A 20,162-nucleotide genomic window follows, 5' to 3' on the forward strand; every position below is an offset into this window, starting at 1 on the left:
GCCGGGCTCAGCGGGTCGGCTTCCCGCCCCGGGGCGGGGTCAGCGGGCGAACTCGATCGCGCGTGACTCGCGGACGACCGTGACGCGGATCTGCCCCGGGTAGGTGAGCTCGTCCTCGACCTGCTTGGCGATGTCGCGGGCGATGACCTGCGCCTGGATGTCGTCGACGGAGTCGGGCTTGACCATCACGCGGATCTCGCGTCCGGCCTGCATCGCGAAGACCTTCTCCACGCCGTCGTGCTTCTCGCGGGCGATCTGCTCCAGCCGCTCCAGCCGCTTGACGTACGCCTCCAGGGACTCGCGGCGGGCACCGGGCCGGCTGCCGCTGATCGCGTCGGCGGCCTGGGTGAGCACGGCCTCGACCGTCCGGACCTCGACCTCGTTGTGGTGCGCCTCGATGGCGTGCACGACGTCCTCGTGCTCGCCGTACCGGCGCGCGATCTCGGCGCCGATCAGCGCGTGGCTGCCCTCCACCTCGTGGGTCAGCGCCTTGCCGATGTCGTGCAGCAGCGTGCACCGCTTCGCGATCTCCACCGGCAGCCGCAGCTCGCTCGCCATGACGCCCGCGAGGTGCGCGGACTCGATCAGGTGCTTCAGCACGTTCTGCCCGTAGGACGTCCGGTAGCGCAGCTGGCCCAGCAGCGCGATCAGCTCCGGGTGCATGTCGGCGATGCCGACCTCGACCAGCGCGTCCTCGCCTGCCCGGACGCACAGCTGCTCCACGTCGCTCTTGCTGCGCTCGTAGATCTCCTCGATGCGCTGCGGGTGGATCCGGCCGTCCAGGACGAGCTTCTCCAGCGTCAGCCGCCCGACCTCGCGCCGCACCGGGTCGAAGCAGCTCAGCAGCACCGCCTCCGGCGTGTCGTCGATGATCAGGTTCACGCCCGTCGTCGTCTCGAACGCGCGGATGTTGCGGCCCTCGCGGCCGATGATGCGGCCCTTCATCTCGTCGCTCGGCAGGTGCAGGACCGAGACGACCGATTCGGCGGTCTGCTCGCTCGCGACCCGCTGGATCGCCAGCGTCACGATCTTGCGGGCGCGCTTGTCGCCCTCCGCCCGCGCCGCGTTCTCGATCTCCCGGACGATCGGGATGGACTCCCGCTTCGCCTGGTTCTCGACCGCCGCGACCAGCTCGTTCTTGGCCTGCTCCGCGGTGAGCCCGGCGGCCCGCTCCAGGATCTTGCGCCGTTCCTCCTCGACGCCGTCGAGCTCCTTCTTGCGGGCCTCAAGGGCCTTCTTCGTCTCGGCGAGGCGCCCGGACCACTCCTCCAGCCGCCGGACCTCGCCGTCGAGGCGCTGCTCGCGCTCCGCGAGGCGCGCCTCCCGGCGCTCCAGGTCTTCCCGGACGGTTCGCAGTTCGTCGCGGAGGGACCGGCCTTCCGCCTCGGTCTCCGCGCGGGCCTCCGACGCGACGCGCTGCGCGTCCCGCTCGGCCTTTTCCAGGACGGCCTGGGCGTTCTGCTCGGCCTTCGCCCTGATCTCGTCGGCCTCGCTCCGGGCCCGGGCCACCTCGGCCGCGGCCTTGCCGGGCAGGCCCGGACGCCTCAGCACGACGATCACGAGAGCGACCAGGGCCACCAGCAGCGCTGCACCCAGCAGGACGCTCTCCATGAGGCAGATCCTTCCTCGCCGCGGGTCCGTCCGGAGTCGGGACCCTGCCTAGCGAGGATTTACTCGCGTCCAGCGGACGGCCGGAGACAGGCCAACGCCGGGCCGCGCACCGCGCGCGCCACCGATGACCCAGGCCGAATCCGGTCGACGAACGTGTCCTGTATGCCTCTCAGCTGCTGGAACGTGCTCGGTCGTATGACAATCCGCGAGACGCGGAGTAACTCCTCACTGCCGTAACGGTAAGCGGCACAGAGGTAATGAGCAAGCAAACGCAGGGCATTCCGGACTAACCGAACGTCAGCGTAAGTCCTTTCTTACCGCGCTCCTTGCGGGCTCTTCTCCTCCGGTCAGTCGAGGGGCGGGTCGTCGTCGGCCAGGGCCTCCCTCACGATCCGGTAGGAGAGGCCGGGCGAATAGCCCTTGCGGGCCAGCATGCCCATGAGGCGGCGCATGCGCTTGGCGGGGTCGACCCCTGCCGTGGACGGGAGCCTGCGGGCGACGAGAGCGCGAGCGGTCTGTTCTTCCTGTGCGGGGTCCAGCGCTTCGACGGCGTCGCTGACGGTCTCGTCCGCAACGCCGCGCCGGCGGAGCTCGGCCGCGAGGGCACGCCTGGCGAGGCCGCGGCCGGTGTGCCGCGACTGGACCCACGCCTGCGCGAACGCCTCGTCGTCGATGAGGCCTACGTCGCTGAAGCGCCCGAGCACCCGTTCGGCGACGTCGTCGGGGATGTTCTTGCGCCGCAGCGCGTCCGCGAGCTGCGCCCGGGTACGCGGAGACGCCGACAGCAGCCGGAGGCACACCTCACGCGCCGACCCTTCGGCATCGGCAACGCGCCCCGCACCGCCCTTCCCGGCCCGCGGCGCCTCCTCAGGCTCGCCCCACGATGCCGTACTCATACGTCCCACCCCCTTCGGCCCGAGATCAGCGCCCCGGCACCGTCACCGCCGGACGGCCGGAGGTCAGGTGGAGGGTTGCATGGGTGGCTTTGTGGGGGGTACGGGCGGGGTGCCCGGCCGGATGGGCGCCCGGGACGCCGAGCCGAGCGGGCTCGACGTCCGGGCCCGTGGGAGCGGCGGCGCCATCGGGGAAGGTCCGTGCACCGGTGAAGCGGTGCCGGGTAAGGCGCCGCCGCCCTGCATACGAGATCATCGCCCACTCTTCGTCAAGAGTCACCCTCATCAAGGGATTCGCGGTCAGGAATCACCCGATTTGGTCTTTGTGGTCTTCCTTCCGGCGGGCTTGGCGGCAGCCGGAGCGGCCGGAGCGGCGGGATCGACGGCGTCCGGGGCGGGCGCGGCGGCGGGCTCGGCCTCCTTGTCGACCTTCGGGCCGATGCCGAGCTTCTCCTTGATCTTCTTCTCGATGCCGTCGGCGAGGTCGGGGTTGGCCTTGAGGAAGTTGCGGGCGTTCTCCTTGCCCTGGCCGAGCTGGTCGCCGTCGTAGGTGTACCAGGCGCCGGACTTGCGGACGAAGCCGTGCTCCACGCCGAGGTCGATCAGGCCGCCCTCGCGGCTGATGCCCTGGCCGTAGAGCAGGTCGAAGTCGGCGACGCGGAACGGCGGGGCCATCTTGTTCTTGACGACCTTGACGCGGACGCGGTTGCCGACGGCCTCGGTTCCGTCCTTGAGGGTCTCGATGCGGCGGACGTCCAGCCGGACGGAGGCGTAGAACTTCAGCGCCCGGCCGCCGGTGGTGGTCTCCGGGGACCCGAACATGACGCCGACCTTCTCGCGGAGCTGGTTGATGAAGATGGCGGTCGTCTTGGTCTGGTTGATCGCGCCGGTGAGCTTGCGCAGGGCCTGCGACATGAGGCGGGCCTGGAGGCCGACGTGGCTGTCGCCCATCTCGCCCTCGATCTCGGCGCGGGGGACGAGCGCGGCGACCGAGTCGATGACGACGACGTCGATCGCGCCGGAGCGGATCAGCATGTCGGTGATCTCCAGGGCCTGCTCGCCGGTGTCGGGCTGGGAGACGAGCAGGGCGTCGATGTCGACGCCGAGCTTGGAGGCGTACTCGGGGTCGAGGGCGTGCTCGGCGTCCACGAACGCGGCGATGCCGCCCTTCTTCTGGACGCTGGCGACGGCGTGCAGCGCGATGGAGGTCTTGCCGGAGCCTTCGGGGCCGTACACCTCGACGACGCGGCCGCGGGGCAGGCCGCCGATGCCGAGCGCGATGTCGAGGGCGATGGCGCCGGTGGGGATCACTTCGACGGGCGCTCTGGCCTCCTCGCCCATCCGCATGACCGATCCCTTGCCGAACTGCCGCTCGATCTGGGCGAGTGCGGTCTCGAGAGCCTTCTCCCGGTCGTTCGCTGCCATGTGAGATGTCCTTCTCGTCGTGACTGTCGGCTCTCGGCCGCTGCTTGCGTTGTCGACGGCGACGTTACGGCGGGCCTCCGACACTTTCGAGACTCCGGTGGAATTGTGGATGACGCCGCGTGCCCGCACTACCTTACCGAACATTAGTTCGATCATCGTCCGTTGCGCCGATTCGGGCGGAATCTCCGTGCGCTTCCCGGTTCTGACCCCGTACGCTGGCGCCGTCCACGGAGGGTTCCAATCATGACGCTGACCGTCCTCTTCTGCGTCGATCCGCTCCATCCCCGGCGCGTTGACCCCCATTTCTCCCGCGAGGCGGCGGCCGTCCGCGACCACTACGGCGAGATCGCCCTGATCGACCACGACGCGTTGCGGCGCGGCGATGTGGACGACGCGGTGCGCGCGGTGCCGTCCGACCTGGGTCCCGTCTGGTATCGCGGCTGGATGCTCACGGGCGAGGAGTACGCCGCGGTGTCCGCGATGCTGAAACGGCGGGGAACGATTCTGCTCACGCACCCCGACGACTACCGGCGGGCGCATGAACTGCCCGGCTGGCACGACACTTTCGCCGGCCTGACCCCGCACAGCGTGTGGCGGCCGCTCGGCGTGGGCCAGGACCCCGGCGAGCTGAGCGAGCTGGGTGAGCTCGTCAGGCCGCTGAAGAGCGGGCCCGGCATCGTCAAGGACTACGTGAAGTCGTGCAAGCACGAGTGGGAGGAGGCGTGCTTCGTCCCCGATGTGAAGAACCTCGCCCAGTTGCATGACGTCGCGTCCAAGATGGTGGCGTTGCGGGACGACCACCTGGCGGGCGGTCTCGTCGTGCGCGAGTTCGAGGAGTACGACGGCTCGGGTGAGGCGCGCGTGTGGTGGGTGGACGGTGAGCCCGCCCTGGTGGGGCCGCACCCTGACAGCCCCGGCCTGGAGCCCGATCCCGTGCTGGACGCGGTGGCTCCGGCCGTGCGCGCGCTGGGCTGCCGCTTCATCACGACCGATCTCGCGCGGCGGACGGACGGCGCGTGGCGTGTGGTCGAGGTCGGCGACGGCCAGGTCAGCGATCTGCCGTCGTCCGTGGACGCGATGGACCTCTACGCCCATCTGCCCGTCCCTGACTGACGGCGCGCGCTTACTGCAGTTTCGAGGGGACGTTGAAGGTGGCGACAACGGCCTGCCAGACCCTTTTGGCGGGTTCGCCGTCGGCGAGGGCCTGTTCGATGGTGCGGCCGTCCAGCTCTGCCATCACGTAGTCCTTGGCGACGCTTTCGGCGTAGGTGTCGCCGAACTGCTGCCTCATCCGATCCCAGAAGACTGTGAGCCGCACCCGTCCACGCTATCCGACCGAACGGTCCTGCAAGGACTGCCTGACCTCGCCGGGGACCGCGGGGCGGGCGCCCTGGCGGTACTGGCGGTGGAGCCCTGTCAGGTAGCGCTCGACGGCTTCGATGACGCGGGCCGTCCGGTACGAGGGGAAGACGTCGAACGCGTGCTGCGCGCCCTTCATCTCGGCGTAGATGACGGGTGCCGTGGAGACGTCCCGTAGCCGTTCGACGAATCGGCGTGCCTCCGCCACGGGGATGAGCGAGTCGCCGCTTCCGTGGATGACGAAGAACGGCGGTGCGTCCTCGCGCAGGTACGTGACAGGGGACGCCTTGGCGTAGGCGTCGTGGTTCTCTGCGAACGGCAGCTTGACCACCATCCGCTCCAGGAGGGGCATCTCGCCCATGGGGCGGCGCCAGGGACCTGCGTCGACGAGGTTGTACACACCGTAGAAGGGCACTGCGCCCTGCACGGTGGTGTCGGCGTCCTCAAAGCCCGGCTGGAATTCGGGCCGGTTCGCTGTCAGCGCGACCATCGCCGTGAGGTGCCCGCCTGCCGAACCGCCGGTCACGCACAGGAAATCGGGGTCGGCGCCGTACTCCTCGGCATGCTCCCTGTACCAGGCGACGAAGTGTTTCAGGTCGATGAGGTGTTCCGGCCAGGTGGCGCGCGGGCTGAGCCGGTAGTTGACGTTGAAGCCGACCCATCCCTGGACGGCCATGTGGTTGAGCAGCGGCAGTCCTTGCTCGCGTTTGTCGCCGATGACCCATGCGCCGCCGTGGATCTGCATGAGTCCCGGGCGCAGTTCGCCGGTGGAGCGTTCGCGTGCGTAGACGTCCAGTTTCAGGCGGAGCCGTCCGTCCTGCCGGTACACGACATTGCGTTCGACGTGGACGCCCCTGCGCGGGATCAGGCACAGCGGCGGGACGACCAGGTGCGAGAGCGGGTAGCGGGGCGCGCCCTCTGGGTCCAGTTCGAGGGGCGCTCCGCACTCGCGCAGGGTGACGACCGTACGGCGGGTCGCGAGGAGCGTGGCGGCGATGCCCGCCATGCCGAGGATCGTCAGCGCGAGGCCCGTCCAGCCGGCCCAGCCGCCCAGCCCGCCCAGGCCCACCGCGAGCGCGGTCGCGGCGGCCCACGCGACGAGCACCTGCGGCGCCAGTTCGATCGTCAGCCAGCCGTAGAAGAAGCTCGGCGCGACCAGGGCGGCGCTGCGCCGGGGCGCGTGGGCGTTCACGGCCAGAAGCGCGATCAGGACGCCGAGGGCGAGGAGGACGTAGGGCATCGAGACTCCCTGCGGGGGCGAGTGTCCTACCCGTAGACCTTGCCCGTACAAGCGCTTGCTTACAACGTGACGCGCACCACGCGCCGCGAAATGTCGGACCCGCGAGGCAGTATGGCCGCATGGGCGGTGACGTGCTCGAACGATTCTCTCCGGCGACCCGGGCCTGGTTCGCCGGGGCCTTCGCCGCGCCCACCCCCGCCCAGTCCGGGGCGTGGGAGTCGATTTCGAGCGGCGACAACACGCTGGTCGTGGCGCCGACCGGCTCCGGCAAGACCCTGGCGGCGTTCCTGTGGTCCCTCGACCGGCTCGCCACGGAGCCCGCCGGCGACGATCCGCTGCGCCGCTGCCGCGTCCTGTACGTCTCGCCGCTGAAGGCCCTCGCCGTCGACGTGGAGCGCAACCTGCGCGCCCCGCTGACGGGCATCCGGCACGCGGCGCGCCGTCTCGGCCTGCCCGAACCCGGCGTCCGCGTCGGGATGCGGTCGGGCGACACCCCGGCCGACGAGCGCCGGCGCCTGGCCGTCAAGCCGCCCGACATCCTGATCACGACGCCGGAGTCGCTGTTCCTGATCCTCACCTCGCGGGCGCGCGAGTCGCTGCGCGGCGTCGAGACCGTCATCGTGGACGAAGTGCACGCCGTGGCGGGCACCAAGCGCGGCGCGCACCTGGCGCTGTCCCTCGAACGCCTCGACGCGCTCCTCGAACGTCCCGCCCAGCGGATCGGCCTGTCCGCGACCGTCCGCCCGACCGACGAGGTCGCGGCGTTCCTCGGCGGGACGCGGCCGGCGACGGTCGTCCAGCCGCGCTCCGACAAGGTCTTCGACCTCGACATCGTCGTCCCCGTAGAAGACATGGGCGAGGTCGGCCAGTTCGTCGACGACTCCGGCGCGGCCGACCCGCGCCAGCGCAGCATCTGGCCGCACGTCGAAGACCGCCTGCTCGACCTCATCGAGGCGCACCGTTCGACGCTGGTGTTCGCCAACTCGCGGCGCCTGGCCGAGAGGCTCTGCGGACGGCTGAACGAGCTCGCCTACGAACGCGCCACAGGGGCTCCCCTGCCCGAGAACCACTCTCCTGCGGAGTTGATGGCGGAGGCGGGGTCGTCCAGAGGCGCGCCACAGGAAATCGCTCGCGCGCACCATGGTTCCGTCTCCAAGGAGGAGCGGGCCGGTATCGAGAACGCTCTGAAGGAGGGGCGCCTTCCGGCCGTCGTGGCGACGTCCAGCCTGGAATTGGGCATCGACATGGGCGCCGTCGATCTGGTCGTCCAGGTGGAGTCGCCGCCCTCGGTGGCCAACGGCCTCCAGCGGGTCGGGCGCGCGGGCCACCAGGTCGGCGCCGTGTCCAAGGGCGTCATCTTCCCCAAGTACAGGGGCGACCTCGTGCAGACGGCCGTCGTGGCCGAACGCATGCGCGGCGGCGAGATCGAGGAGCTGCGCTACCCGCGCAACCCTCTCGACGTCCTGGCCCAGCAGATCGTCGCCATGGTCTCCATGGACGAATGGACCGTCGACGACCTGGATTCCATGGTCAAACGCGCCGCCCCCTACGCCACGCTCCCCCGTTCCGCGCTTGAGGCGACCCTCGACATGCTCGCCGGGCGCTATCCCAGCGACGAGTTCGGCGAGCTGCGCCCGCGCCTGGTCTGGGACCGCGTGACCGGCGTCCTGCGCGAACGTCCGGGGGCGCAGCGCCTCGCGGTGACCAGCGGCGGGACGATCCCTGACCGCGGCCTGTTCGGCGTCTTCCTCGTGGGCGAGAAGGCGTCCCGGGTGGGGGAACTCGATGAGGAGATGGTGTACGAGTCACGCGTCGGCGACGTGTTCGTGCTCGGCGCCAGCTCGTGGCGCATCGAGGACATCACGCCCGACCGCGTCCTCGTCTCGCCCGCGCCGGGCCAGCCGGGCAAGCTGCCGTTCTGGCACGGCGACACTCTCGGGCGTCCGGCCGAGCTGGGCCGCGCGCTCGGATCGTTCACCCGCGAGCTGGCCGGCCTGCCCGCCGAGGACGCCCGCGAACGCGTCTCCGCCGCCGGGCTGGACGGCTGGGCGTCCGCCAACCTCGTCTCGTACGTGAACGAGCAGCGGGAGGCCACCGGACACGTCCCCGATGACCGCACCATGGTCGTCGAGCGGTTCCGCGACGAACTCGGTGACTGGCGCATGGTCGTCCACTCGCCGCTGGGCGCGCGCGTGCACGCGCCGTGGGCGCTCGCCATAGCGGGCCGTCTGCGCGAACGGTACGGCGTCGACGCGCAGGCCATGCACGCCGACGACGGCATCGTCATCCGCGTCCCCGACATGGACGAGCCCCCCGGGCTCGACCTCGCCGTCTTCGACGCCGACGACATCGAACGCGTCGTCGTGGACGAGCTGGGCGGCTCCGCGCTGTTCGCCGCACGGTTCCGCGAGTGCGCGGCGCGTTCGCTGCTGCTTCCCCGCCGCCGTCCCGACAAGCGCATGCCGCTCTGGCAGCAGCGCCAGCGGGCCGCGCAGCTCCTGGCCGTCGCCAGCAAGTACCCGTCGTTCCCGATCGTGCTGGAGACGATGCGGGAGTGCCTCCAGGACGTGTTCGACGTCCCCGGCCTGGTGCAGCTGATGCGCGACCTGTCGGGGCGCAAGGTCCGCATGGTCGAGGTGGAGACGCCCGAGCCGTCGCCCTATGCGCGTTCCCTGCTGTTCCACTACATCGGCGCGTTCATGTACGAGGGCGATTCACCCCTCGCAGAACGCCGCGCCCAGGCACTCGCGCTCGATTCCGCGCTCCTCGCCGAACTCCTCGGCCAGGCCGATCTGCGCGAGCTGCTCGATCCCGACGCGGTCGCCGAGATCGAACGCGAGCTCCAGCGCCTCGCCACCGATCGCCGCGCCCGCGACCTGGAAGGCGTGGCCGACCTCCTCCGCACCCTCGGCCCGCTCACCACGGCCGAAGCCGCTGGACGAACCCTCCTGGCGAGCGGTTCCGACGGGTCCGACGCCGACGACGTGCTCGTGCAGGTGTCACGGTGGCTGGCGGAGCTGGAGGCCACGCGGCGCGCGATCCGCGTCAGGGTCGCCGGCGAGGAGCGCTGGGCCGCCATCGAGGACGCCGGACGGCTCCGCGACGCGCTCGGCGCGCCGCTGCCCGTGGGCGTCCCGGAGGCGTTCCTCGAACCGGTCGACGATCCGCTCGGCGACCTGATCTCCCGGTACGCGCGCACGCACGGCCCGTTCCGGCCGGGTGATCCCGCCGCGCGCTTCGGCCTCGGCATCGCCGTGGTCGTGGAGACGCTGCGTCGGCTGGCGGGCGCGGGCCGGGTCGTCGAGGGCGAGTTCCTGCCCGTCGAGGCCGTGACGGGCCCCCTCACCAGCGAGTGGTGCGACACCGGCGTGCTGCGGACGCTGCGGCGCCGCTCCCTGGCCCGGCTGCGCGCCGAGGTCGAGCCGTCGCCGCCGGAGTCGCTCGGCCGTTTCCTCCCGGTCTGGCACGGGATCTCCGGCGGTTCCCGGCTGCGCGGCGTGGACGCGCTCGTCCAGGCGATCGAGCAGCTCCAGGGCGCGGCGGTGCCCGCGTCCGCGCTGGAGTCGCTGATCCTGCCGTCCCGGGTGCCCGGCTACGGCCCGGCGATGCTGGACGAGCTGACGTCCGCGGGCGAGGTCGTGTGGGCGGGGCAGGGCGGCCTGCCGGGCGGCGACGGCTGGGTGGCGCTGTACCTGGCCGACACCGCGCCTCTTCTCATGCCGGAGCCCGCGGAGATCACGCTGACGCCCGCGCACCAGGCCGTCCTGGACGCGCTCGGCGACGGCGGCGCGCTGTTCTTCCGGACGCTGTCCGACCGGGTGAACCAGCACCTCAGCGCCAACGACGCCGACCTCGTCACCGCCGTGTGGGACCTGGTCTGGGCCGGTCACCTCACCAACGACACCATGGCGCCGCTGCGCGCGGCACTCGGCTCCGGCCGGCCTACGCATCGTTCTAGGACGACCCGTCGTGGACGTCCCGTCCTGCCCTCCAGGACGGGTCCGCCCACGGTCGCCGGGCGCTGGTGGCCGCTCCCCGAGCGCGAGACCGGCGCGACGCTGCGTTCGCATGCGCTCGCCGAGGCGCTGCTGGAGCGGTACGGCATCGTCATCCGCGGCGCAGTCGCGGCGGAACGCATCCCTGGCGGCTTCTCCGCGGTCTACCCGGTGCTGCGCGCGTTCGAGGAGACCGGACGCTGCCGCCGCGGCTACTTCGTGGAGGGCCTGGGCGCGGCCCAGTTCGCGCTTCCGGGCGCCGTCGACCGGCTCCGCGCGCTGCGTCCGGCGGCGGTCGCTCCCCCGGACGACATCTCCGCGCTCTGGGAAACGCCCCGCACACCCGAAACCCGGGCGCTCGTGCTGGCGGCCGCCGACCCCGCCAATCCGTACGGCGCGGCGCTGCCCTGGCCGGAGCGCGACGACGAGGTCGCCAGCGGCCACAGACCGGGCCGCAAGGCCGGGGCGCTCGTCGCGCTGGTCGAGGGACGGCTCGTCCTCTATGTCGAGCGCGGCGGGAAGACGCTCCTCACCTGGGACGACGACCCCGCCGTGCTGCAACCGGCCGTCGACGCGCTCGCGCTCGCCGTCCGGGAGGGCGTGCTCGGCAAGCTCACCGTCGAACGCGCCGACGGCGCCGCGATCACCGATTCACCCCTGGCCGCCGCGCTGGAATCCGCAGGTTTCCACCCGACCCCCCGCGGCCTGCGCCTCCGCGCCTGACCCCCGGCCGGGGCCGCACCGGCTCAGCGGCGGCGCTTGAACATGTTGATCATGCCGCGGAGGGCGCGCTCGTCGAGGGAGCCGAACGGGTTGTCGTGGACGAGGTAGGTCCAGGTCGCCGACGGGCGCTTGAGTTCGGCGGCGTCCAGGTCGATGCCGTCCTCGGACGCGGTGAGGGCCTCGAAGGCCGCGATCGACCGCTTCCGCGCGTCGGCGAGGAGGCGCTTGCCCGCCGGGACGGCCTCGCGGTTGAACTCGATCAGCGGGTCCATCCCGCGGCCCAGCGACCGCAGATGGATCCCTTCGCGCAGGTCGGCGAGGTAGGCGAGGTGCTCGGACCAGCAGCGGTCCAGCTGGTACAGGACGATCTGCCGCGCGGCCGCCGCCACCGCCTCCGCGCCCGCGATCTTGGTGAGTTCGGCGTGCCGGTCGGGGGCGTCCGCGGCCATGGCCCGGTCGGCGGCGTCGCCGTTCAGGACGGCGTCGCGCTCGGCGAGGACCTCGCTGCGCTGGAGCCCGATCAGCTGGTTGTAGCGCCAGGTGTTGCGGTGCAGTTCGAGGTCGACGCCCTCGGCGACGCGCTGCGCGTGGCCGACGATCCAGTGCGCGCCCTTGTCGGTGATGAGCCCGTCGTCGTCGCCGGTGGCCTTCGTCCTCTCGTCGGGTGCGAAGCGGGTGACGAGGTCGTCCTGGAGGCTGGTGAAGAACACCGAGCCGCCGGGGTCGCCCTGCCGTCCGGCGCGGCCGCGGAGCTGGTCGTCCAGGCGGCTGCTGTGGTAGCGGCCGGTGCCGATGACGAGCAGGCCGCCCGCCTCGGCGACCCGGTCGTGGTCGGAGCCCGCCACGTCGGCGGGGGCGGTGCCGGGCGGCGCGGACGGGCTGCCGCCGAGCCGGATGTCGGTGCCGCGGCCCGCCATCTGCGTGGACACGGTGATCGCGCCGTACGCCCCGGCCTCCGCGATGATCGCGGCCTCTTCGGCGTCGTTCTTGGCGTTGAGGACGACCCGGTCGAGACCGGCGCGGGACAGGCGCCGCGCGAGCCGTTCGGACTCGGCGACGTCGCCCGTCCCGACGAGCACGGGCCGCCCGGTGGCGTGCGCCGCCGCGATCGCCTCGACGATCGCGACCTCCTTGTCGGCGGCGGTCGCGTAGAGGCGGTCGGGCTCGTCGTCGCGGACGCAGGGCCGGTTCGGCGGGACGACGGCGATCTGCAGCGAGTAGAACTCCGTGAGCTGCCCCGCCACGGCCATCGCCGTGCCGGTCATGCCGCACCGCACCGGGTAGCGTCCGACCAGCTCCTGGACGGTGATCGAGTCGAGGATCTCGCCGCTCGGGGACGCCTCCAGCGCCTCCTTCGCCTCGACCGCGGCCTGGAGGCCGTCCGGCCAGCGCTGCAGCAGCGCCACCCGGCCGCGCGACTCGCTGATCAGCTTCACCTCGCCGTCGCGGACGAGGTAGTCGACGTCGCGGTGCAGCAGCACCTCGGCGTGCAGGGCGACGTTCACGGCGGTCAGGGTGTCGAGGTGCTCGGAGGCGTAGAGGTCCAGGCCGAGGACGCGTTCCACCTCCTGCGCGCCCGCCGCGGTGAGCTGGACGTTGCGCGCCTCGTCGTCGGTGGCGTAGTGCAGGCCGGGCCGCAGCCGGCGGACCAGGTCGGCGTAGCGGGGGTCGGCGGAGTCGAGGTCGGCGGCGCCCGCGAGGACGAGCGGCACCATCGCCTCGTCCACCAGCACCGAGTCGGCCTCGTCGATCAGCGCGACGGCCGGCTCCGGCTGGACGACGTCGGCGGCGTCGACGGCGAGCCGGTCCCGCAGCAGGTCGAAGCCGATCTCGCTGACCGGCGCGTACGTGACGTCGGCCCGGTAGGCGGCGCGGCGCTCGTCGGGCGTGGACGACTGCCCGACCCAGCCGACGGACACGCCGAGCATCGCGTACAGCGGGCCCATCCATTCGGCGTCGCGGCGCGCGAGGTAGTCGTTGACCGACATGACGTGGACCTGCCGGCCGCGGAGCGCGTACCCGGCGGCGGCCAGCGCGCCCGACAGGGTCTTGCCCTCGCCGGTGGCCATCTCCGCGACGTGCCCGGACAGCAGCGCGAGCGTCCCGATGAGCTGCACGTCGAACGGCCGCTCGCCGAGCGTCCGGCGGGCGGCCTCCCGGCCGAGGGCGCACAGCTCCGTGAGGTCCTCCTCCTTGCGGAGGGCGGACGCGGCGGCGGTCAGCTCGCCGTCGGTCAGCTCCCGGACGCGCGGCTCCCGCTCCCCGGCCTCGTCCACCAGGGCGCGGAAGGGCGCGAGGTCGACGCTGCCGGGCTTCTGGACGAGCCGCCGCAGCCGCTCACGCAGCGCCATGGTGTCCCCTCGGTTCAACGATCACGGTTCCCCCAACGGGCCGGTACGGGAGTGCGTTCCCAACCATGATCCCAGGGGAACCCCCACCCGTCCCAGGGGTCTTCTCCGTACTTGGTCTGACCTCGAATTCATTCCCAGGACGGATCCCCTGAGCCGCCCCGCTCTGGGAAGATGAGGACATCACGGGGTAGCGGGGGCGGGGGGATCGCCACCGCGGAACAGGGTTCGCCATGACATCCACGGCACGCAAGGCGGCGGCGCTGCGGCGCAAGCGGCAGATCATCAACCAGACCGTCATCGACCGGGCACTGAACGACCCGCGGCGCCATCGGGAGCAGGCCGCCGGGTCCACCGCCAAGTAGCGACGCTGACGAGCGCCTCCGCCACGCGGGGGCGCTCAAAGCCTTCCGGCGCCCGCACGGTTCCAAGCCGCCCGCACGGTTTCGGCCACGCCGTCCCTAGGACCACCCCGCCCTAGGACACTCCGGCGGAGGAGAAGACGTCGTCGCGGGCCTTCACCAGGGCCGCGTGCAGGGCGCCGCGCAGCACGGAGTTGCCCTCCACTCCCGTCACGGCCACCGCGGGACGGGTCGGGCTGATCCGGCCGACGATCTCCTCGATGCGGGTGGCGAGGGGCCGCCCGCCGGCGCGGCCGAGGTTGCCCGACAGCACCACGAGCCCCGGGTCCAGGACGATGTTGACCGAGGTGACGCCGTAGGAGATGCGGCGGGCGAGATCGTCGAGGAACGGGCCGCCGCGGGCCTCGTCGGCGGCCGCCGCGCGGACGCACTCCACCGCCGTGGCCTCCTTGACGCCGTACTCGTGCGCGAGGGCGCGGACCGCGTCCGCGCCGACGAGCGCGCCGTAGCCGCCGGCGAGGGTCGGGATGCCCCAGGTCGTCGAGTCGGTGACGCCCTCGTCGGCCTCGACCCGGCGGGCGGTGCCGAGCGGCAGCGGCGCGCCGGGGACGGGCAGGTAGCCGATCTCCCCGGCGCCGCCCGAGCGGCCGCGGTGCAGCCGGCCGCCGAGCATCACCGACAGGCCCATGCCGCGGTCCAGCCACATGAGGGCGAAGTCGTCGGCGCCGCGCGCGGCGCCGTAGGCCCGTTCGGCGATGGCGGCGAGGTTCACGTCGTTCTCGATCGTCACGGGACGGCGCAGGTCGGTGCGCAGCGCGGCGAGGACGCCCTCGTGCCAGGACGGAAGGTCGAAGGAGAACTGCACGTCGCCGGACTGCGGGTCGACGACGCCGGGCGTGCCGATCACGAACGCGCTCAGCTTCGACAGCGCGACCTTCGCCGAGCGGCACGCCTTCACCACGGCGGCGTGCACCATCCGGACGGGCTCGTCGGCACCGTTCGGATCCACCGTGACCTGGGCGACTATGTGTCCCGTGATGTCGGACACGCCCGCGGTGACGCCGTCCGGGCCGACCTCCAGGCCCGCGACGTAGGCGCTCGACGGGACGACCGCGTACAGCGCGGCGTTCGGCCCCCGCCCGCCGGCCTGCGACCCGACGACCGCGACCAGCCCGCGGTCCTCCAGTCTCGACAACAGCTGGGACGCGGTTACCTTGGACAGCCCGGTGTGCTCACCGATCTGTGCACGGGTCAGCGGGCCCTGCTGGACGAGCAGGTCCAGCGCCGCGCGATCGTTGAGCTCACGCAGGAGCCTCGGCGTCCCCGGGCGGTTGGCGACCATGCTGGTACCCCTCGAGTTCTCAAGTGTCTCAATCCGCTAACGGCAGTTTTGTTTAGGAAAGTTTCTTGTTAGTTTACGCCCAAGCGCCGACCGGTCCGGTACCCCGGATCGGGGGCGCGCGCAGAGCGCGGACTGGCGAGCAGGGCGCCCGCGAGCGTGGCGAACGCGAGAGGGGCATGGCTGGGACCCTAAAGGGTCCCCATATCCCCTCGCACCGCAGGCCACAAGGCCGCGCGAGGCGATGCCGGAAAGGATCCCCAGTGAAGTACATGAAGGTTGCGGCCGTCGCGGCCGCGATCGCCCTGGCCGCCACGGCCTGCGGCGGCGACGACGGCGGCGAGGAGAAGGGCGCGACGAAGGACCCGGCCCAGCTCAAAGTCTGGATGATGGGCGAGGGAACGACGGAGCAGACGAAGTTCCTGGACGCCGTCGAGGCCGAGTTCAAGACCAAGCACCCGAACACGGACGTCCAGATCAAGTACGTTCCGTGGCCTCAGGTGGCTACAACGTTCCAGAAGGCGGCGGCCGGCGGTGAGGGCCCGGACGTCACCGAACTGGGCAACACCGACGTCCAGTCCCACATCGAGCAGGGCAACCTCGCCGACATCAGCGACGAGTTCAAGGGCTGGGCGGACGGCGGGACGCTGAACAAGACCGCGCTCGCCAACGACCAGTCGGGCGGCAAGACCTACGCCGTGCCGTGGTACGGCGGCGTCCGCGCCGTCTGGTACCGCACGGACCTGTTCCAGGAGCTGAGCATCCAGCAGCCGAAGACCTGGGCCGAGCTGACCGCGGCGGCGAAGAAGATCCAGGACTCGGGCAAGGCGAACGGCATTGCCGTGCCGAGCGACCAGACCAACGCGCTGCTCAGCTTCATCTGGGGCAACGGCGGCGAGGTCGCCGTCAAGGAAGGCGACAAGTGGGTCGGCAAGCTCGACCAGCCGCAGGCGATCGAGGCCGCGAAGTACTGGTCCGGCCTCGTCAGCACCGAGAAGGTCGCGCCCACGAGCTACATCGGCAAGCACGAGCTCGACGGCCCGCAGCGTGACTTCGCGCTCGGCAAGGTCGGCATGTACTTCGACGGCAGCTGGGCGCTCAAGGAGATGAAGAAGCTCGCGCCGAAGAACGTCGACAAGTGGGCGGTCTTCCCGATCCCGACCAAGACCGGCGGGAACGCTCCGGTGATGGCGGGCGGGTCCGACCTGGCCGTCTGGAAGGACAGCAAGGCCAAGGCCGCGGCCTTCGACTACATCACGGTGCTGAACAACGCCAAGAACGCCAAGGCGTGGGCCGACTACAGCGGCTTCTCCTCCATGCGCTCGGACGTGAAGTTCTCCGACCCCAAGCTCGAGGCCTTCACCTCGATCGCCGGCAACACCAAGTTCCCGCCGATCAGCGCCGGCTGGGGCGAGTTCGAGCAGGCCAAGAAGGTCCTGCCGAACGCCATCAAGGCGATGATGCAGGGCAAGTCCGCCGAGGAGGAGATGAAGAAGGCGAACGAGCAAGCCAACACCCTGCTGAACGCGTCGTAATACCTGGCTGATCGGAACGTCCATGCTCGACACCGCACCGGCGGTGCGGAAGGCGTCCGGCCGGAGATCCTCCGGCCGGGCGCGGCCCCGCCGCAGGCCCCGCTTCGGGCCCTACCTGCTGATCGCGCCGACCGTGGCCGTGATCGCCATCCTGATGTTCTGGCCGATGATCCAGATCGGCATCATGTCGTTCCAGAAGGTCGGCAACCGCCAGCTGCGCGGCGAGCCGGCCGAGTCGGTCGGCACCGAGAACTTCAAAACGATCCTCGACGACCCGTTCTTCTGGCAGACCCTCAAGCAGACCGTCCTGTTCGCCGTCGTCGCGGTGACGCTGACGCTGCTCGTCGGGACGCTGGTCGGGCTGCTGCTCAACAAGCTCGGCAGGCGGATGTCGTCCGTCGTCGCGGGCGGCGTCATGGTCGCCTGGGCCACCCCTCCGGTCACCGCGGCGATCATCTTCACGTGGCTGTTCGGCTCGACCGGCGGCCTCGTCAACTGGACCCTCGACCTGCTGCCGAACTTCCTCGTCGGCGGCGGCTGGTCCGGCTACAACTGGTTCGCCACACCGCTGTCCACCTACACCGTGCTCACCGTCTGCGTCGTCTGGCAGGCGTGCCCGTTCGTCGCCGTGTCCGTCCTCGCCGGCCTGAAGAGCATCCCCGGCGAGCTGTACGAGGCCGCCCGGGTGGACGGATCGGGCCCGTGGCGGACGTTCTGGAGCCTCACGTACCCGATGCTCAAGCCGATCTTCCTCGTGCTGCTCGTCATGTCGATCATCTGGGACTTCAAGGTCTTCACGCAGCTGTTCATCATGTCCGGGATGGCCAACCGCGACGCGTTCAACCTGTCGCTCTACGGCTACTCCGAGGCGTTCGGGTCGCTGAATCCGAAGCTCGGGATGGGCTCGGCGATCGCGCTGGTGCTCACGGTCATCCTGCTCATCGTCACCGCCGTCTACGTGCGGGTCATGGTGCGCCAGGGGGAGACGAAATGACGACCATGACGACGAGGCGCCCGGCCGGAACGCGGCGCCGTCCCTCCAGCAAGCGCCTGCGCCGCAAGATCCTGCTGAACGCGACGGGGGTGCTGGTCTTCTTCCTCGCCGTCTTCCCCGTCTTCTGGATGGCGTCCACCGCCTTCAAGCCCAACGACGAGATCTTCAGCACGACACCGAAGCCGTTCCCCGCGAACCCGACGCTGGACCACTTCGACGTGGTGCTGAACGGCGGCATCGCCGAGGTCAGCTTCTGGGAGTACTTCCGCAACAGCGCGATCCTCGCGCTCGTCACGGTCCTGGCCTCGAGCCTGCTCGCGCTGCTGGCCGCGGTCGCCGTGGCACGGTTCCGGTTCCGGTTCCGCACCACCTTCCTGATCATGCTGCTGATCGTCCAGATGGTGCCGCTGGAGGCGCTGGTCATCCCGCTGTTCCTGGACCTGAAGCACCTGGACCTGCTGAACAGCCTGTCCGGCCTCGCCATCGTCTACATCGGGTTCGCGGTGCCGTTCGCGATCTGGATGCTGCGGAGCTTCGTCGCCGCGGTACCGCGCGAACTGGAGGAAGCGGCGGCCATCGACGGCGCCGGCCCGATCCGGACGTTCTTCCGGGTCATGCTGCCGCTCGTCGCGCCCGGCCTGGTCGCCACCAGCATCTTCTCGTTCATCACCGCCTGGAACGAGTTCATCTTCGCCTTCACGTTCCTCGACGACCAGAACAAATACACCCTCCCGATCATGCTGCAGTTCTTCTTCGGCCGCAGCGGTAACGCTTGGGGGCCCATCATGGCAGCGTCGACGCTGCTCACCATTCCCGTCATCGTGTTCTTCCTCCTCGTCCAGCGCCGCATGGTGTCCGGCCTCACCGCCGGGGCGGTGAAAGGGTGACGGCCGACGACATCGCGACCAGCGCGGACATCGCCCGGCTGGCACGCGGCACCCTGCTCCCGTCCTTCCCCGGCCCGACCGCACCGCGCTGGGTGCTGGACGAACTGGAGGCCGGCCTCGCCGGCGTCACCCTGTTCGCCCTCACCGGCAACGTGCAGAGCCCGGAGTCCCTCGCCGCGCTCACCGCGCAGATGCGCAAGGCCGGCGACCCGTTCGTCACGATCGACGAGGAGGGCGGCGACGTCACCCGCCTCGGCGGCCACCAGACGGGCAGCCCCTACCCGGGCAACGCGGCGCTCGGCGCCGTCGACGACCCTGAGCTGACCCGGCGGATCTACCGGTCCCTCGGTGCGGAGCTGGCCGACGTCGGCGTCAACTTCAACTTCGCGCCGTCCGTCGACGTCAACACCGCCGACGACAACCCGGTGATCGGCACCCGCTCGTTCGGGTCCGACCCCGAGCTCGTCGCCCGGCACGCCGCCGCGTCCGTCATCGGGACGCAGGAGGCGGGCGTCGCGGCCTGCGCGAAGCACTTCCCCGGCCACGGCGCCACCGTGGACGACTCGCACCTGTCGATCCCGCTCGTCGACGCCGACCTGGAGCTGCTGGACCGGCGCGAGCTGGTCCCGTTCCGGGCGGCGATCGAGGCCGGCACCCGCGCGGTGATGACCGGGCACCTGAACCTGCCCACCATCACCCGCGGGGTGCCGGCGACCCTCTCCCCCGAGGCGATCACCGGGCTGCTCCGCGAGCACCTCGGCTACCAGGGGGTGATCGTCACCGACGCGCTCGACATGGAGGGCGCGAGCGGCGCGATCGGCATCCCCGAGGCGTCCGTCCGGGCGCTCATCGCGGGCGCCGACCTGCTGTGCCTCGGCCCGAACGAGCACGCCGAGACCCTGGAGGCGACCCTCGCCGCCATCGGCGAGGCCGTCCGGACCGGGCGGCTGTCGGCGGAACGGCTGCAGGACGCGGCGAACCGCACGCGCGAGCTGAAGGAATGGCTCGTCGGGCACTCGCCCGCCGTCGTCGACCGCGCCGCCGGCCTGGAGGCGGCCCGCCGCGCGATCCGCGTGTCGGGCTCGCTGCCCGGCTGGGACCGCGCGCCGCTCGTCGTGGAGACCGAGTCCACCGGCAACATCGCCATGGGCCCGACCCCCTGGGGTCTCAGCCCGTGGGCGCCCGACGCCGTCCAAGCCGACGGGGCGGACGGGGCGGCGAACCGGGTCCTGGACCGTGCCAATGGACGCGGCCTGGTCGTCGTGCTCCGCGACGCGCACCGGCACGCCGCCCAGCGCGCGCTCACCACGGCCCTGCTCACGGCCCGCCCGGACACCGTCGTCGTGGAGATGGGACTGCCCGTGTGGCGCCCCGGCTCCGCCGTGTACCTCGCGTCCTACGGCGCCGCCGCCGCCAACGCCCAAGCCGTCGCCGAACTCTTGGGCCTGACC

15 protein-coding genes are annotated in these 20,162 nt (G+C 71.5%); 7 read left to right on the forward strand and 8 right to left on the reverse strand.

Going from position 1 to position 20,162, the window contains the following annotated elements; all coding sequences use genetic code 11:
• Positions 1-39 precede the first annotated feature (39 nt).
• The 4 genes from rny to recA form a co-directional block, all read right to left on the reverse strand.
• Positions 40-1,611, reverse strand: coding sequence for a ribonuclease Y (gene rny / locus E1264_RS05250; RefSeq protein WP_132170115.1), 1,572 nt, complete (start codon positions 1,609-1,611; stop codon positions 40-42).
• 347 nt (positions 1,612-1,958) lie between these two features.
• On the reverse strand, positions 1,959-2,507 hold the full coding sequence (locus tag E1264_RS05255) for a regulatory protein RecX (RefSeq protein WP_132170117.1): 549 nt from the start codon (positions 2,505-2,507) through the stop codon (positions 1,959-1,961).
• Positions 2,508-2,532: 25 nt separating this feature from the next.
• On the reverse strand, positions 2,533-2,784 hold the full coding sequence (locus E1264_RS05260; RefSeq protein ID WP_132170119.1) for a hypothetical protein: 252 nt from the start codon (positions 2,782-2,784) through the stop codon (positions 2,533-2,535).
• 20 nt (positions 2,785-2,804) lie between these two features.
• Positions 2,805-3,929: a recombinase RecA gene (gene recA, locus E1264_RS05265; protein ID WP_132170121.1), complete on the reverse strand. Its 1,125-nt coding sequence runs from the start codon at positions 3,927-3,929 to the stop codon at positions 2,805-2,807.
• Between the two features lie 243 nt (positions 3,930-4,172).
• On the opposite strand from recA, the gene E1264_RS05270 reads away from it, so the two are divergent.
• Positions 4,173-5,042 (forward strand): ATP-grasp domain-containing protein, encoded by an 870-nt coding sequence (locus E1264_RS05270; protein ID WP_132170123.1) that lies wholly within the window; start codon positions 4,173-4,175, stop codon positions 5,040-5,042.
• A 10-nt stretch (positions 5,043-5,052) separates the two neighbouring features.
• Here E1264_RS05270 and E1264_RS05275 read toward each other — a convergent pair whose 3' ends face one another.
• Entirely contained in the window at positions 5,053-5,247 is a 195-nt protein-coding gene (locus tag E1264_RS05275; protein WP_132170125.1) for a DUF3046 domain-containing protein, read from the reverse strand.
• Positions 5,248-5,256: 9 nt separating this feature from the next.
• Positions 5,257-6,528, reverse strand: coding sequence for an alpha/beta hydrolase (locus tag E1264_RS05280; RefSeq protein WP_132170127.1), 1,272 nt, complete (start codon positions 6,526-6,528; stop codon positions 5,257-5,259).
• A gap of 119 nt (positions 6,529-6,647) precedes the next feature.
• Between E1264_RS05280 and E1264_RS05285 the strand changes: the two genes are divergently transcribed.
• Complete coding sequence (locus E1264_RS05285; protein ID WP_132170129.1) at positions 6,648-11,246, forward strand: ATP-dependent helicase; 4,599 nt, start codon at positions 6,648-6,650, stop codon at positions 11,244-11,246.
• A gap of 23 nt (positions 11,247-11,269) precedes the next feature.
• On the opposite strand, the gene secA2 is transcribed toward E1264_RS05285, so the two are convergent.
• The gene (gene secA2, locus E1264_RS05290; RefSeq protein ID WP_132170131.1) at positions 11,270-13,597 is read right to left on the reverse strand and encodes an accessory Sec system translocase SecA2; all 2,328 of its coding nucleotides are present in this window, start codon (positions 13,595-13,597) and stop codon (positions 11,270-11,272) included.
• A 230-nt stretch (positions 13,598-13,827) separates the two neighbouring features.
• Between secA2 and E1264_RS45870 the strand changes: the two genes are divergently transcribed.
• The gene (locus E1264_RS45870; RefSeq protein WP_279489848.1) at positions 13,828-13,959 is read left to right on the forward strand and encodes a hypothetical protein; all 132 of its coding nucleotides are present in this window, start codon (positions 13,828-13,830) and stop codon (positions 13,957-13,959) included.
• Positions 13,960-14,071: 112 nt separating this feature from the next.
• Here E1264_RS45870 and E1264_RS05295 read toward each other — a convergent pair whose 3' ends face one another.
• Positions 14,072-15,298, reverse strand: a complete 1,227-nt coding sequence (locus E1264_RS05295; protein ID WP_132170133.1) for an ROK family transcriptional regulator — start codon at positions 15,296-15,298, stop codon at positions 14,072-14,074.
• 269 nt (positions 15,299-15,567) lie between these two features.
• Here E1264_RS05295 and E1264_RS05300 point away from each other — a divergent pair, with 269 nt between their 5' ends.
• From E1264_RS05300 to E1264_RS05315, 4 genes are all read left to right on the forward strand, one after another.
• A complete protein-coding gene (locus tag E1264_RS05300; RefSeq protein WP_243710763.1) occupies positions 15,568-16,830 on the forward strand; it encodes an extracellular solute-binding protein in 1,263 nt (420 codons plus the stop codon).
• A 22-nt stretch (positions 16,831-16,852) separates the two neighbouring features.
• On the forward strand, positions 16,853-17,824 hold the full coding sequence (locus tag E1264_RS05305; protein WP_132170137.1) for a sugar ABC transporter permease: 972 nt from the start codon (positions 16,853-16,855) through the stop codon (positions 17,822-17,824).
• Positions 17,821-18,711, forward strand: a complete 891-nt coding sequence (locus E1264_RS05310; RefSeq protein WP_243710759.1) for a carbohydrate ABC transporter permease — start codon at positions 17,821-17,823, stop codon at positions 18,709-18,711. Before E1264_RS05305 ends, E1264_RS05310 begins: the two co-directional genes overlap by 4 nt.
• Positions 18,708-20,162: glycoside hydrolase family 3 protein (locus E1264_RS05315; RefSeq protein ID WP_347813363.1), on the forward strand; the 1,455-nt coding region annotated here is incomplete at its 3' end. The genes E1264_RS05310 and E1264_RS05315, both read left to right, overlap by 4 nt.

This window comes from Actinomadura sp. KC216 (assembly GCF_004348535.1).
In the GTDB taxonomy this organism is placed as follows: Bacteria; Actinomycetota; Actinomycetes; order Streptosporangiales; family Streptosporangiaceae; genus Spirillospora.